At 53.6% G+C, this 14,421-nt stretch carries 13 protein-coding genes; 5 read left to right on the top strand and 8 right to left on the bottom strand.

The features are described from left to right. Nucleotides 1-62 precede the first annotated feature (62 nt). From brxC to ACFQJD_RS16695, 5 genes are all read right to left on the bottom strand, one after another. Nucleotides 63-3,491 (bottom strand): BREX system P-loop protein BrxC, encoded by a 3,429-nt coding sequence (gene brxC, locus ACFQJD_RS16715; protein ID WP_379799738.1) that lies wholly within the window; start codon nt 3,489-3,491, stop codon nt 63-65. Further along, entirely contained in the window at nt 3,446-3,706 is a 261-nt protein-coding gene (locus ACFQJD_RS16710) for a hypothetical protein (protein WP_379799736.1), read from the bottom strand. The genes brxC and ACFQJD_RS16710 overlap by 46 nt, the downstream gene beginning before the upstream one ends. A 132-nt stretch (nt 3,707-3,838) precedes the next feature. Further along, the gene (locus tag ACFQJD_RS16705; RefSeq protein WP_379799734.1) at nt 3,839-4,267 is read right to left on the bottom strand and encodes a BREX protein BrxB domain-containing protein; all 429 of its coding nucleotides are present in this window, start codon (nt 4,265-4,267) and stop codon (nt 3,839-3,841) included. After that, a complete protein-coding gene (locus tag ACFQJD_RS16700) occupies nt 4,257-5,069 on the bottom strand; it encodes a BrxA family protein (protein ID WP_122105589.1) in 813 nt (270 codons plus the stop codon). Before ACFQJD_RS16700 ends, ACFQJD_RS16705 begins: the two co-directional genes overlap by 11 nt. A 9-nt stretch (nt 5,070-5,078) precedes the next feature. Beyond that, a complete protein-coding gene (locus ACFQJD_RS16695) occupies nt 5,079-5,726 on the bottom strand; it encodes a BrxE family protein (protein ID WP_122105588.1) in 648 nt (215 codons plus the stop codon). A gap of 117 nt (nt 5,727-5,843) precedes the next feature. On the opposite strand from ACFQJD_RS16695, the gene ACFQJD_RS16690 reads away from it, so the two are divergent. Both ACFQJD_RS16690 and ACFQJD_RS16685 read left to right on the top strand, forming a co-directional pair. Further along, nucleotides 5,844-7,160 (top strand): metallophosphoesterase family protein, encoded by a 1,317-nt coding sequence (locus tag ACFQJD_RS16690; protein ID WP_379799732.1) that lies wholly within the window; start codon nt 5,844-5,846, stop codon nt 7,158-7,160. Nucleotides 7,161-7,434: 274 nt separating this feature from the next. Continuing rightward, nucleotides 7,435-9,867, top strand: coding sequence for a DEAD/DEAH box helicase (locus ACFQJD_RS16685; RefSeq protein ID WP_379799730.1), 2,433 nt, complete (start codon nt 7,435-7,437; stop codon nt 9,865-9,867). Nucleotides 9,868-9,953: 86 nt separating this feature from the next. On the opposite strand, the gene ACFQJD_RS16680 is transcribed toward ACFQJD_RS16685, so the two are convergent. Next, the gene (locus ACFQJD_RS16680; protein ID WP_122105585.1) at nt 9,954-10,397 is read right to left on the bottom strand and encodes a pyridoxamine 5'-phosphate oxidase family protein; all 444 of its coding nucleotides are present in this window, start codon (nt 10,395-10,397) and stop codon (nt 9,954-9,956) included. 155 nt (nt 10,398-10,552) lie between these two features. Between ACFQJD_RS16680 and ACFQJD_RS16675 the strand changes: the two genes are divergently transcribed. The 3 genes from ACFQJD_RS16675 (at nt 10,553) to ACFQJD_RS16665 (ending at nt 12,837) form a co-directional block, all read left to right on the top strand. Then, a complete protein-coding gene (locus ACFQJD_RS16675; RefSeq protein ID WP_379799728.1) occupies nt 10,553-12,076 on the top strand; it encodes a histidine kinase N-terminal 7TM domain-containing protein in 1,524 nt (507 codons plus the stop codon). A 17-nt stretch (nt 12,077-12,093) separates the two neighbouring features. Next, on the top strand, nt 12,094-12,222 hold the full coding sequence (locus tag ACFQJD_RS16670) for a hypothetical protein (RefSeq protein WP_379800579.1): 129 nt from the start codon (nt 12,094-12,096) through the stop codon (nt 12,220-12,222). 372 nt (nt 12,223-12,594) lie between these two features. Beyond that, the gene (locus tag ACFQJD_RS16665) at nt 12,595-12,837 is read left to right on the top strand and encodes a HalOD1 output domain-containing protein (protein WP_122105583.1); all 243 of its coding nucleotides are present in this window, start codon (nt 12,595-12,597) and stop codon (nt 12,835-12,837) included. A gap of 108 nt (nt 12,838-12,945) precedes the next feature. On the opposite strand, the gene ACFQJD_RS16660 is transcribed toward ACFQJD_RS16665, so the two are convergent. Continuing rightward, nucleotides 12,946-13,224 (bottom strand): hypothetical protein, encoded by a 279-nt coding sequence (locus tag ACFQJD_RS16660; RefSeq protein ID WP_122105582.1) that lies wholly within the window; start codon nt 13,222-13,224, stop codon nt 12,946-12,948. Nucleotides 13,225-13,373: 149 nt separating this feature from the next. Further along, a complete protein-coding gene (locus ACFQJD_RS16655) occupies nt 13,374-14,135 on the bottom strand; it encodes a DUF429 domain-containing protein (RefSeq protein ID WP_122105581.1) in 762 nt (253 codons plus the stop codon). Between the last annotated feature and the right edge of the window lie 286 nt (nt 14,136-14,421).

The following is a 14,421-nucleotide window of genomic DNA, read 5'->3' as shown; positions in this document are numbered from 1 at the left end:
GATTTCAGAGGTTCCAACTGGGATCCAAATCAGTCTGAAAATCTCGAATACCGGTGTATGAGCTATCGGAAGCGGATCTCTACGTCGTCATCCTGATCGAGTAGTTCCTCGACTTCTGCCCGGAGCTCGGAGATTGGTTGGTCGATGTCGTCCGGATCAGTGACGACGATAGATCCGAAGATGGAGTCGATGTCTACACTCTCTCGAACCGTGCCGTCTTCTTCATCGTCTTCTAAGTCGTCGATCTGGGTTTTCGCAGCGTCCTCGTACGCATCGACGGTTTGGATATGCTCAATGAGTCGTGGGAGTGACGGCGTCGGGTTGATGTGCTCTTCATCGGTAATGTCCAGGTCTACTGTTCCTTCTCCCTGCCGTTCCGTCAGATCGGATAGAGCGGCGTTGAGATCGGTTTCTTCGATGTCGGACCCAGCATATGCCCGGACAGTTTCGATGGACTCTGTGTATGTCTCGTGGCGTTTCTCGTACAGGGATTCGTACGTGGTCGTGAAGGCTTCGGCGGCAGTTCGGTAGTCAGTCTTGACATTGTTCCACTGGCTGATGACACCTTCCGTGTCTAACGTATCAGCAACACGTCGAGCAGCTTCACGCGCTTCGTCGCTGATGTCGACGAGCCCAGCGTGGTCATCGGCCTCGTCGACGAGAGACTCCCACTCAGTCGTGATGAATCGCTGGATAGTTTCGTAGGTCTCCAGCCGGTTCTGGCCGCCGGTCTCACCGCAGAATTCGGCCACATCCTTCGCGGTTTTCGTGAGGTCTTCGAGTTCGTCTTCGAAATCGACGAACTGTTTGATGCGCTTGGCCGACGTGGGCTGTTGCAGCAGGTTGTTTAATCGTGTCTGGAATTGCTCTATGTCGTCTGCCAGCGGGAAGTCGACCCGCTGGAGTTGCGAGAGGAGTGTGCTCGTGGTTGAAACCCACTCGTTGGCTGCCTCTCTAATTCCTTCGTCGACGGCCTGGTCGGTCGATTTGACCTTCCGGTCGAAGAGCCGGTCAAGGAGCTGCTTCGCATCAGTTCGCGTTTCGACATCGACGGTCTCCCGCTCGTCGAACGACGTGGACTTGAACTTCGTGACCTGCGTGAACAGCTCCTGTGCTCCGTCCTCAGAATATGTCTCGTACGTTCGCTCCTTGTGCGTCGGAATGACGGATCCGTTTCTAAAGAGCACGGCAGCGGCGAGGCGAACGACTTCCCGGCTCCACCCGTACGGCGGTTCGGCAAAGTGGTCGATCAGATCGCTTCCAGAGCGGGACTCTCCGGCCTTCTCGCGTCGCTGGATTTCATCTTCGACTTCGGAAGCGATGCGGGCCTCTGCGATGAGATCGCCGTCCTGGACGACGCCGAGGTCCGAGAACACGGATGGGTTCGACGAGCCTTGGAGATCACCGAATATCTTCTCAATGTGGCGGTCTTTGACGGTCGCTGATCCGTGTTTGAAGCTGGAGAAGACTTTCGGGATGGCGTTGTTCGTCTTCCGCGACACGAGCGAGCTAAGTGAAGTGCTTGTCGTGTCGAATTCCTCGGTGTCTCCGTTGTAGATGAGTGTGCCGCGCTGGAAGCTCCGTTTGAACTCGCGTTCGACCTCGTTCCGGAGACGTTGGAGATCTTCCTGTTTCTGCCCGAGGGCTTCCTGTTCCTCTTGGCTGAGTTCGTTCCCTCGTTTTGACTTGACGACGGTGTTGATCTGGTAGATCGATTTCAGCTTCTCGTAGATGCTGTGTTGCTTCTCGTCGTCGGCAATCCAGTACAGCGTATCGTCTTCACTGAAACTCTGTGTCTTCAGCCCATCCGGGTCGAGATCTTCGTACCGCTGGTGGATCGGTGAATAGGTTTTGAGATCGACGTGTCCGTTCGACGTGATGGTTTCTCCGTCGATGCTCAGATTCAGCTGGAACGTTTTCCCTTGGTAGTTGACGCGTGATGTTTCGTCGAGGATGTCGTTCAGGAAGCGTTTCGAGGAGCGACGGATGTCGCCGGGGCCGACCTCGATGCTTTTGATTTCGTTTTCGAGTTCGCGCTCGGTCTCCCGAAGGAACCGGTATCCCTCTTCGCTTCGCCCGACGAGCCCGGCTTCGACGAGTGCATCGAGCGTGTCGTGTACGTCGCTTTCTAACTGCTTCGTGGGGCCGAGCTCCGTCTGGAGAGAGGTTGCAATGTTGTCGGCGGTGTTCGGGATCCAGGGGAGTTGTTGGAGTAGATAGAGTGACTTGAGAACGCGGCTGGCGATTTCTGGATCGGCGTTCTTTGGTGTGGCTTCCCGGATGGATTTGACATCGTTGCTCGGGATGTCGTTGCTGATCTCGTCGAAGATCATATCGAGCGTGACGAGTGCCCCGAGCTCGTCGTCGTAGAGATGGGCCTCGTCTTTCAGCACACTCTGTGTGACATCGATGAGCGTTCGCTCGCTGCCCGCGAGTTGGTCATCCGAGCCTTTACCCAGCGCTTTGAACATTTCCGGGAGTATGTCGAGCTGGTACGGAAGGAACGGGTAGCAATCGATGAAGTTCTCTCTCGTGATCGGTTTTAGACTCTGACCGGAATCGAGCTTGTACCTGGCGGAAAGGATGCCTTCGTGCTGATCGTACAAACTCCCGATGGCTTCCCTGGCGTCGCCTTTCTTGCTGAGAACACGGTCACGGACGACCTTGTCGAGGTTTTCGGACGTGAGGTCGAACCGGTGCGGGAATCGATCGATGACTTTCGATTCTTCGGCCTCTTTTTCGAGCACACCGGGGATGAGCTGCTGGAGCTGTTCTTGGGATGTGACTCCGAGGTACACCTTCCCCTTGCCTTTCTGGCCGAACTCCTCGACGATACTCTGGAGTTCTAAGAGGAGCTGTCCGTCATCCCCGATGAACTGGGAGATTTCGTCGATGAAGACGAAGTATCGGGAGTTGTTCCCCGTTTCGCGTTCCTGCTGTTCGACGTACTCGACGATGTCTTCCGCGAGAGTCGAAGCGTTGATCAGAACGTTGTTCTGAACGTCATCGATCGCACGGGCTGCGTCGTCTTCGTCGTCAAACTCATCCGTCGCCTCTACCAGCGCGGTCTCCATATCCGACCGCACAAACATCGCATCCTTCCGAGCCTCTGTCCAGTCTTTCCCGGTGTTTGACTCGATGGTAGCGACGAAGTCATCGTACACGCCTCGTGATTCGAGTTCCTGTTCCATCTGGGCGACCCAGGGCATAGAAGCGTACCCGCGGGACGTGTTGAATTCACGGTGAATGATCTCGGTGATGGATTCGCTTCCAGATGCATCGGCCTTCGCGCCGATCTGGAACATCAACACCTCGGAATCGAATTTGTTCGTGACCGATGAGACGGCTCCGTCGAGCATCTCGTTGCCCTCGATCCGATCGCGGAACATCTCCGCGGCATAGGTATCCCCGAACTCCCGGTTTTCCAGGACGTGACCGAGGATCTTCATGAAGTGGCTTTTGCCGGATCCGAAGAACCCGGAAACCCACATCCCAACGTCCTCTGTTTGGGCGTGTTCCGTGTCGATGACGGCCTCAGGGCGTCCGAGAAGTGCCGTTCGAGTTGCGGTGTGAGGATGTACTCTTCGAGTTCTTTCTTGACGACGCTCGGGTCATCGTTATCGACTTTGACGACCCGGTCGATCTTCCGATTAATCGGCCGGTAGAAGATCTCGTTGATTTGGTAGGTAGAAGTAGTGTCACTCATGTCCGATCACCTTCGCGCGGTAATATGTTCCCTCAGATTCATCGAGGAATCTTAAACTCTTGTCATCAACGGTCGCCGGATAGCAAAACACGATCGGGGTCTCATCCGGTGTGTTCGTCTCCAACTGCCCCATCAGAGTCGAGGCACTGCGAACGGGTACAGGATACCCATTCGATACACGATAACGGTGTCTGCGTCTTCAGCCTGCGTGGCAATAGCCGATGCCAGTTGTCCCATTTCGCCGTCGTCGAGTAGTGAGGATTTCAATCCGCTGAGCAGCTGTTCACGATCTCGCCGTTCAAGGTCGATTACGTTGTCGAGGATGCCTCGCTCTTCAAGCACGCTGAAGACGAGGTCACGCATATCGATTGCGGCAACCGTTTGGTCGTGGTACTCCAGCTTCTCGATGAGACTCCGAATTTCCTCATCGACTTCGATTTCATCGGCGGGGTCGTACGTGAACACGATGAATGGAACTCCCGCTCGCTTTCCGACGTCCTCTCTATCCTCTCGAACGAGCCGTTCGACTTCTTCGAGTCGTGTCTGAAAGTCAGAAAGCATCGATCAACTTGTCTACCGTCTCGTATTTCATTCTCAATCGTTCTGTCGATCCGCGTTTCTCATAGTTAATGTACTGTGGCGAAATATCGCGGATTCGGCGCTGGACTTCGGATTCATCCATCAAGAATAGTTTCCAGTCATCGTGTTCGATCACGTCCGATGCGGATGCAGCCTCGTCGTCGAAGAGACGATACACGACGTACGCGATCGTTTCGTCAGGAATGTAGGTGACTGCGAATTCCTTTCGCTGTCTACCTTCTAACAGGCCAAAGTTTCTGAGTGAAGTGAGATACTTCGTTGCTGCCTCATTGATCGTCGAGTCGGACCGGTCACGAAGGTCAGCATAGTCGTCCTTGATGGATTTGATGAACGTGACGATGTCTTCGGCCTGGATAGAGAGAGTGCCGCGCTGGAACTCGGGATAGAGGAATTCGATCGTGATGAGGCGGATGAATGGGTCTTGGGCGAACTCGTAGTAGAGACACCATTCGGCTACATCACTCCGAACGTCAGCTGAAAGTACCCGCATTAGCGGGGTCTCGGTGTAGTCTTCTTTACTCGGGATGTGTCTACGGGTTACTTCGCGGAGAATGTTCGTTCGGTACTCGTCGGTGTTTTTGTTCAGGATGTTGTCTTCGACTACCATCCGCTCCAGTTCATCGTACGATTCACAGTCGGTGTATGCCTGTAGGATTCGCTTGGTCTCGTCGATGTAGGTGCTGTGATGGGCGATTTTTGGGTCAAGACTCGTGGCTTGATCGTCGTTGTCTTCGTCTTCAGGTTCCAGGTGCTCGTTGCTCATAGGGACTCCTCACGCGCTTTCCGATTTAAGTTCCGAGTTGAGTGGGTAATACGGGACGTGTAGCCGTTCCGTATTTTGGCCGTAGCCACGCAGTAGAGTGGCCAGCAGTCGCCATTTCTCTGCCTCAATCTCGGACTGGTCGTATCCCTCTTCGCTGATGCGATAAGAACCACTTCCTGGATCCTGGAGTGAGATGGAAGAGACGGAGATATTCGATGCCATCTGTTCAATAATCGGGTCCGCCCAACCGGTCTCTAGAGACTGGACAGAGAGACCCTCAAGGTCAGTCAATAACGGCTCATCGGAAGCTTTGAGGTCTTCGATGGCAGCTCCGAGTTGTGCTTCGAGCTTTGGACCGAACGAAAACAGCGAGATAGAATCCGCAGGGAGCACATCCGATTCTGCTTTCCGACCGACCTTCATTGCAAGGTTGATCTGAGACTGCAGCCGGGTTTTAGGAGTCACTTCTTCCAGTCTTGCTCGGCCAGTTTCTGAGAGGACGCGTGAGTCCCACCATCCTCGATTATTCGATTCACCAACGCGTTCGATCAATAACCGGGACCCGATAAGATCTAGAAAGAAGTCATCTTCCAGTTCCGCCTCGCGGAGATTCTGCCGTGTTGAGGTAAACACCTCGACGAGATCGTGTGAGGTCATATGTACATCCTCAAGTCGGGATGGCTTAGAACCAGCGCCTCAACTCTTGGAGCACGTAGTAGTATCAGACTCGGTACGGAACAAATATCACCGCACGGCAGGGAGTTGTCGAGTACGATGGGTGCTGAGAACGAGTTGGTGGAGTTGTATGACGGTCTTTCGGTTCTCTATAGCTCGCTGCCTGAGGAGACGGAGTTGGAGTGGAAGCGAGCGGTGAAATCAGTCTTGTACGATGGAGAGCTGTTGGCTGAAGAAGCATCGTGTTATGGGGAACAGCAGAATAAGCGGAACCATAAGAAGCGGAAAGAGTACGTCCGCCGATATGGTGACGGGTCACGGATTACGGAATTTTCAGCCATCACGGTGGCGGAGCCACGGCCACAAGATCGACAGTATGTTCCGTCCGGTGCGGTGATCCCGGTTGCACCGGAGTCTGGAGAGGTGCTCCCGGTACACGTCTCGACGAACGAAGTCGATCGAGCGATTTCATTATTGGCGGAGTTTCCGGCTGAGCCGGCGGCAGATCGGCCAGGTGATGGCGTTGACGTGCTATTAGACCCGGATCGGGTTCGTCGTGCTCGAAAGAATGCGGGGAAAGGAATTGAAGATGACAAGGTAACGGTGCTGTTTGTGAGTGATACGCACCTTGGGTATGAGAATCGGGCGGTGACGGGACGCGGCAAGACGGTGTCGTGGATCAGTGAGGTGTCGAGTACCGAGGCGTTCACACGAATCGTAACGATTGCGATTGAGCAGGATGTTGATGCGGTTATTCATACGGGCGATATTGTCGATCACGAGGTTGACCAGGAAACTCTCGACAGCGCTGCGGCGAGGTTGGAGCTATTATCCAAGGTAGGGATCCCGGTCTACTGTATCATTGGCTCGCACGACCGAGATTCATATGCACCGCAACACACGAATTCGGTGAATGGGATCGCGTGGTTACAACAGCAGATTAGAAAGGGTACTCTCGTGGAACTCTCGACGAGTCCGACGCCGGTTGCTGGCGGGCCGCTTGACGCGTATGGGATTCCAGCTGGAAATACGGGGATCGACGACGTTGCGAAGTTCAAGCCTCTCGGATGGGAGCCATTCGATATGCAGTTCGGGTCGTCGTCACCCGGGCCGAACGTACTCTGTCTCCATGACGGCGTCACACCGTACCGAGATCGATCGACTGCTGATATTGATCTGGATCAGTTGCTCACCCGGTCCGGAGTCTCGTTCGATTGTGTAATGATCGGGGATGAGCATCGACCGAAAGACGATGACTTCGATAACGGGTATTCATTCAAAACGAGAGACGGAACACCGGTACTCTACACCGGACCAGCTATACGGATTAGTGAGCCATACCGTGATCACGAATCATTCGTGACAAAACTGACGTTCGCTGCTGATGGTGTCAGTACGACTCAACACTCAGTATGAGTGTGTAACCGTCCCTCACAGCGATGCTGTTCTAGTCAGAGGCTTCAACGAACTGTGCGACCGTGAGAATGAGACGCACCATCACACATATATGACACCGTCCAAGACTATTCGTAGTGCGACGATTTGGGGATCCTGAGTACTGGTCATTTACCGCATACCGCGATGAGTTCCTTGCAGACCGCCCCACTATTGAGCAGCTGGCGATACTTGATGAAGAAATTGTCAATAAGGCGCTTCTGTCACGGTACCAAGGCCCGATCGGCCCGAACGAGTGGTCCTTTCTTGGGGGTACTATGGTGAACTCTTCGGGAACTTCGTATCTGAGCGTGTTGCAGGGCTTATCGATACGACACCGATTGAAACCCGGGAAGATCAGTTCCACGCGTTCAGGAAGGCGATCATCAGTTTGAATCAGCAGTTGTCGTCAGGTGGGTCTCCGGACGGCACGACGATTTCACGTCCAGCGGAACGCGTGCTCCTAAAACGGCTACGACAGGAGCGGTACGATCCGTCTGATCTGGACGTGTCTCATATTAGTCGTGGCAGCGGGCTGTATTTGCTTGAGTTGTTCGCAACGGCAGCCCAGCAGTCAGTGACGACCGAGACGGACCTGCTCGAAACGTTGCTGGCTCAGACTACTGCGTTCAAGGAGCTTGACAAAGCGGACGCCCGTGCGTTACTGACCCGACCTGTGCTGATGGTGTCTCTCTGGGAGAATCAGCGGGAAGGGCTTGACCACTGGCTTGCGAGCGACGGCGAGGGCATCCTTGAGATGGCGACGGCGACGGGGAAGACGGTTGCTGGCATCGCAGCGATCGCTAACCTGTGCGGTGACGTGCCGGAGAACCCTGAGCAGACCCCGCAGACTGACGATGCGGAGATTATGATCGTCGCGCATTCGAACGCGATCCTCAGTCAGTGGGAGCGAGAAATCCGAGACAGGCTTGGATTGACGACTCGGGCAGGCAGCGGTAGCGGACGCCCGGACAGGTTGTCGTTTTCGACGGCGACAGTGGAGTTTTACACCGCTCAGTCGCTGCTCCCGCGCTACGACCGTGATTTGGCCGATCAATACGATCTCGTGATTTATGATGAGGTACATCACTATTCGAATCTTGACGGTGGGTACGGCGAGGCGATACGCCGGCCGAATTACGACCGTGCGATGGGGTTATCGGCGACGATCGGGGAGCAAACAGACCCGAAGCGGGACCGGCTTGAAGAGATCCTCGCGCCAGTGGTCTATACGTATGATCTGCAGGACGCTCAACGTGATGGAGTGATCCCGGATTTCGAGTGGACTGTTCATCCGATTGGGTTGGATCCGTATGAGCGCGAGGAGTGGGAACAGGCGACTGAGTCCATCACGAATCAGTTCCGAGCACTCAAACACGACGACACGACAACGAAACTGCTCCGCCAGCTGAGTGTGCCGTTCACCCAGCTTGAGGACCTCGGTGATTTCATCCGCGCACACCGGGCGGCAGAACTCGAACTCAACGACGTGCCGGACTCATGGGGGCAGCTCCAAGCGGCGATTCAGAGTCGCAACTGGATCCGGCACCGGTCACAGCCGAAAATAGAAGGTGCAGTAACGCTGGCTCGTGAGTACCTCACCGGCGTCGATGACGGAGTCAAGTTGGTGATGTTCGCTATGGACATCGAAACCGCAGAGCAACTTGGTGAGGAGTTGGCCGACGCGACAGAGAACGTGTTCGTGGTACACAGCAAAATCGCCGCCTCTAGTAACAAGAAGGACCGGATGGTTAATCGCCGGATCGAGCAGTTCTCAGCGGCTGATCACGGTGTCCTCATCGCGCCAAAACTTCTCGACGAAGGGATTGACGTTCCGGATGCAGAAGTCGGGATTAACGTCTCGGGAACCAAGACGAAACTGCAACTCGTTCAGCGGATGGGTCGAGTACTCCGCCGCCACGGCGATCAGGAGCCACACTTCCATCACTTCGTCGCTGTGCCCGAAGGCGACGATCACCTCGCAGGGTTAGACGACAAGCAGTACGTCCAGCAGCGGCACTGGGTGCGTGAACTCGGTGAAAAGATCGGGCAACAGCCGACGATCGACGAGGCGAACGTCGACGAGGCGTTGCTCGCTCGTGCTGAGGCCCGCGGAAACGAACTGTGGGCGCAGGATCTACTTGATGATCTTGAAATCGAAACCGTTCAAGGGTCGGTTCGGATGGATGAGATCGTCGAGGGGCTAACGTCATCAGCGGTGCAAACACTACTCGATACCGTTGATTTCGACCACGATACTGTCGTTGAATCTGACTGGGAAACAGCAATGACACTACTCCGCACGAATGAGTCCCTCACACCAAAGGCACTGCAACGGACATGGTGGCTGTTCCCGGTCTACCGTAACCGACCGGACGAACTCCAAGAACTGCTCCGTAAGGTAGCTCAATACCGTACTGCGTCTGATGCAGCTGACGACTCCAGTACACCAACAGAAACGACGAGCGAGACGAGCACGCACCGGGGCAGCGAAACGTCCCAGGAAGGCTCAGAGAACACAGACGAGACAGAGGAGCCGTCAAGCAGAGGTGATACCCAGACATCTGACTCGCCAGCGCCGGATAAAAAGAGGACTTCCGTCGAGGCCAATAAACAGGATGCTGATGATTCTGGAGAGCAATCCGATGACGGAAGTGTCGTTAGTCGAATCAAGCGTCTTTTTTCGTAGTTACAACGAATAGAAGTGCCCTAGAACTATTCGAAAGGAGCCTACTCACACCGGCAAACATGGGTCACCCATCAGAACGCGCTTGCCTATCGGTCGTCAGGAGTAGGGGTGAAAGCACTGAACTGACGGCCGGATATTGCGGTCGGTTCTAAGCGGTAGTAGTCCATTGTGAATTCATCTGGGGTCGTTTCGGTGTAAACATTCAGAGTTGGAATAGAAGCATTTTCTGCGATTGCTGTGTCGGCCTTGGTTTCGTCCTCTCCAGGGACAGGTTCAATCGAACCCTGAACAAGGACGCTTCTTGTAGGGTTTTCGTCGTAGACCGTCAACGTCGCTGTCTCTGTCGTTTCGAGGAATCTCATCTTCTTGCTATTAGCGGTATAGACAAACTGAAAATACACTTTCTCACCGTCGTAGCCGAACGATTCTGGAATCGAATACGCTTCTGTACCGTCAGTAAGTGCGAGTACACCAACTCCAGACTCGTAAAGTAGTGTGTTAATCTCTTCCTGCGATAATTTATCAGTCATACTAACACGTAGTCGTCATCTAACGGAATATGTTTTGCTTATAGCTTGAACTGCGAGTGGTAGCTCATCTCAATTAGCAGAGAGAAGGTCAGATCGGTCTCTGTCAGAGTACTTGACCAACAGTTATTGATAGCTAGAGAATGTCTTTTATGAGAATGATAGACCCACTTCTTCTCGGTCATCTCATCATTTTCGCGCTGTCTGCGATTGCCTGTGTGGCTGCGATTCCTCAAGCACGGAAGATCCAGCATCCGGGGACACGGGAAGGGTTCGTTGTTTTCCTCGGTTCAGTCGCCCTGTGGTCTGGGGGATACATCGGCTACCTCATCGCACCGACACGGTCGGGAAAAGTTGCGTTCTATATTCTTGGGTTTGTGTTCGCATTCGTCGCTGTCGCGGCCTGGCTCTACTTTTGTGCTGCCTATACTGGCCGCCCACCGCGACACGCCCCGTTCCGGAATCTTATCCTCGGGACGTTCCTCTTTTTCATCGCGCTCAAAGTCACGAATCCACTCCACAATCTCTATTTTACGACCGAATGGGTCACTGAGCCGTTTCCACATCTCGTTATTCACCATGAACTGCTCTACTGGATCGTCTTAGGACTGTCATATGCCGCCATCACTGTCGGATTTTTCGTCCTTATGGAGCGATTCTATCATACTGGCAGTGACAGCCGTCCGCTCGTCGTGCTCGTTGGACTTTCAGGGCTCCCAGCTGGTGCAACGATCATTGGCGGCCAGATTGACTGGCTGCTCCCATTAATGTATGAGCCGCCTGGCGTCGCGCTCTTCGCCGTCGGAACGCTGTTTTTCTATAGACAGCGGTTTGAGGGGATCCGCCTCACTGGCGAATCAGACGAACCGGCGATCTTCCTCGATCAGGATACCTGTGTCCGGGATTACAACCAAGCAGCCCGTAGACTCTTTCCGGGGCTTGAGGAATCGTTTGGCAAACCTCTAACTGCTGTGAATACAGCACTTGCGGATCATCTCACGAAGCAAGACGTGCTGGCGATTACGCAGAATGACGAGACACGATATTATGATGTGTCAAGCACGCCGTTCTTAGCTGGTGAGGTGACGACGGGCCAGTTGGTGACAGTTACCGACGTGACCGAACGTGAGTCGTATCGGAAACGGCTTGAAGAGAAAACCGAACAGCTTGAAGCCTTGAATCGCGTGGTTCGGCATGACATCCGGAACGATATGGCGGTGATTCTGGGCTGGGCCGAAATCCTGGAAGACCATATCGATGAAGATGGAGAAGAAGCCTTAGAGCGAGTCTTACAGAAGTCCCGGCACGTGATTCAGTTCACTGAGGTTGCTCGTGACTTCGTTGAGTCACTCTCAGAGGATGCGGATGCTGAATTGGAACCAATCAAACTACAGCCGCTTCTGGATGCGGAACTCGCCGCAGTACGTGATTCGTTCCCGGATGCTCACTTTCAGGTATCGGGTGAACTCTGCGACGTATCAGTACTGGCAAACGAGATGCTCTCCTCGGTCTTCCGGAATATCCTCGAAAATGCGGTTCGACACAACGACAAAGAGACTCCTGAAGTCACGATTAGTTGCGAAGAGGATTCAGACACAGTTCGTGTTCGGATTGCAGATAATGGGCCTGGTATCCCCGATAACCAGAAAGACCAGATCTTCGGGAAGGGAGAAAAGGATTAGACAGCCCCGGATCTGGGATTGGTCTGTATCTCGTTCATCTCTTAACCAATCAATTCGGTGGTGAGGTGTGGGTCGAAGACAAAGATCCCAATGGTTCGGTCTTCGTCGTCGAGCTACCGATCCATACACCGTTGAATAAGAGATGATTATTTGCAGGGTCTCCACCAGACACGTCCGGATCCGACTTTCTTAGTGCGGAGTTCACCTATGGATTCGAGGTCTTGTAAATAATTCCGAGCGGTATTGCGGTGTATATCGGTCTGAAGTTGTTTTGCGATTTGCGGAGCGGTGAATGGTTCGCACTTGTCGGAGTTGTCTTCGAAGATTGCTAATACGTCGTCTGTTGATGTGCTTGGAGTCCTTCCCGGCATAATGTCGCCTTGCACAATACAGAGAATGGCAACTCGCACTCCGGAGATCTGTATGTGCGCATCGACAAAAATTAGATTCAGGTCCCAAGGAGCCGGATATCGGGTTTTATGGCAAACGAACACATATCTACGGGCAGATGCGTAACGATGAGTGAATACGGAACTCCTACGGAACCGTCACCAAGTACGAAAGTCGTTGAGGCCGTCGCTGATGAATTGGATGTCGACCCGACTGAACTGGAGACTCCGCTTGCAGAAGCGATTGATACGGATGCGTTAGATAATCTCTTCAAAGGCCCGGGAGACTCTGTTGTGATTAGCTTCACTTACTATGGTTACCGAGTCGCCGTCGACGAAGATGGCAACGTTACTCTGACTGAAGACAGCTAACAGCAGAGGATGTCATAGAACGATTCCCAAGGTGTTGTTTACACCCGTAATTAGGAGAGTTAGTCGTTAGAAAGAACCTGTATATTTAGCGGCGGCCCCCATAGATCGTTAGCCTTCCCTCATCAGGTGACGGAGATTCTGCTGAGTGTTCATATCCTCGTTGAATTCAAAGTCGGTTGCTTCGGAGATTCTCCGCATCGCATTTCTCGTATGTCCTACACAGATTTCGAGTTCTGCGATTGAACGAGTGTCTTCGCTTGCTTGTTTCTTGAATACGCGGCCGCTGTCATCCTCGAACTGGATTACAAGGTAGTGGCCGCCTTTATCGTCGCTAAATTCTTTGAACGAGTCTAACTTCTCCACAAAATCGTTCGCGTCACTTGGCATACCAGAGCCATATCTACTCTAACAACTTAGTGAATGTCATACAAAGACTCGCATACCGCTATTGGACTACGGATGAATCGATAGTTTCAGAGGCTGGACTGAGCGATTCTTATTTAATGTGGGAAGTCTTCTGTGACCCTCTCAACAGCTTAATCTAACTCTGAGGGGGAACGATAGGCCATTCGTTGCGGTGGGGTCGCGTCGGCGTCGTCGGTGAGCAACCAGAACTCATTCTCGGGTGCAGTTGCAGTATACATCGCTGCGAGGGCATCAAGTACGTCATCGACCTCGATCCCGGCAGCATCGTCGATATTGTCTTTGACTGCAGTGAGTGTCGCGCCAACGAGTACTGCTGCGTTGTCAACGACCGTGTCGAGGGCTTCGATACGTTCAGCGGCACCGTGGGCAGTCGTCTTGCTATACTGCGGTGGTGATCTGGAGAACACGGTGAAGCACAGTTCTGGGTGAACTTCGTAGAGTTTGTCCGTGGTATCCTGTGCACAGTCGTCGATGAAGTTGTTCACTTCGAGGATCTGGTTGCGGATGGCGTAGGCAGGTGGTTGGACGCCGACACCGTCTGTTTCTTCGGTTTGCGTAGCGGCACGACTTTTCTGGTTTACTTCCTCAGGAGTGTCAGCTTCGAGGGCTTCACGAACGGGGACACGAAAGACGGTTGAAGTACGGTCAAGATGCGATCGGCAATCCTTGTCGACGGCACGTTCGTTCGGGCCGGTTGGTAACCCGATCGGGATGTCGATACAAAGACGGTCAATATCGTGTCCATCATCGTAGTCTTCCCACACGTCTTTGATTGAGTCGTACGTCTCTGGATGTGGTGCAGCAGAGTTGGGTCGGTGTTCGAGGCAAAGCCAGTGGTCACCGGCCCAGTCGACCCCGAGCGAGGCGCTCATAAGTTGTACTATTACACAGTATTCGTATCAATCTGTCCGGCGATCATCCTATCCCCACAAGACATATAAATGAGCTTCCGTTTTTCACGAATGTAAGCACACCACCGGACACCTAACCCCAACTAATCTCAGGATGCAGAATCCCCGCATCCATAGTAATTTTCGGGAGCAGTCCGGATCCCACCCCCACCCCTGAGTACGGCTGCCGCTTCCAAGCGGAGTCAATACCAGCGGACGGGCAATCATACGCGTCCGAACAGCAGAAGGGCCGATACTCATACAGACC

The organism is Haloplanus sp. GCM10025708 (genome assembly GCF_042663985.1).
Classification (GTDB): domain Archaea; phylum Halobacteriota; class Halobacteria; order Halobacteriales; family Haloferacaceae; genus Salinirarus; species Salinirarus marinus.
Note: the sequence above shows the minus strand (reverse complement) of the source record. Positions and strands in the feature narration are given on the sequence as shown.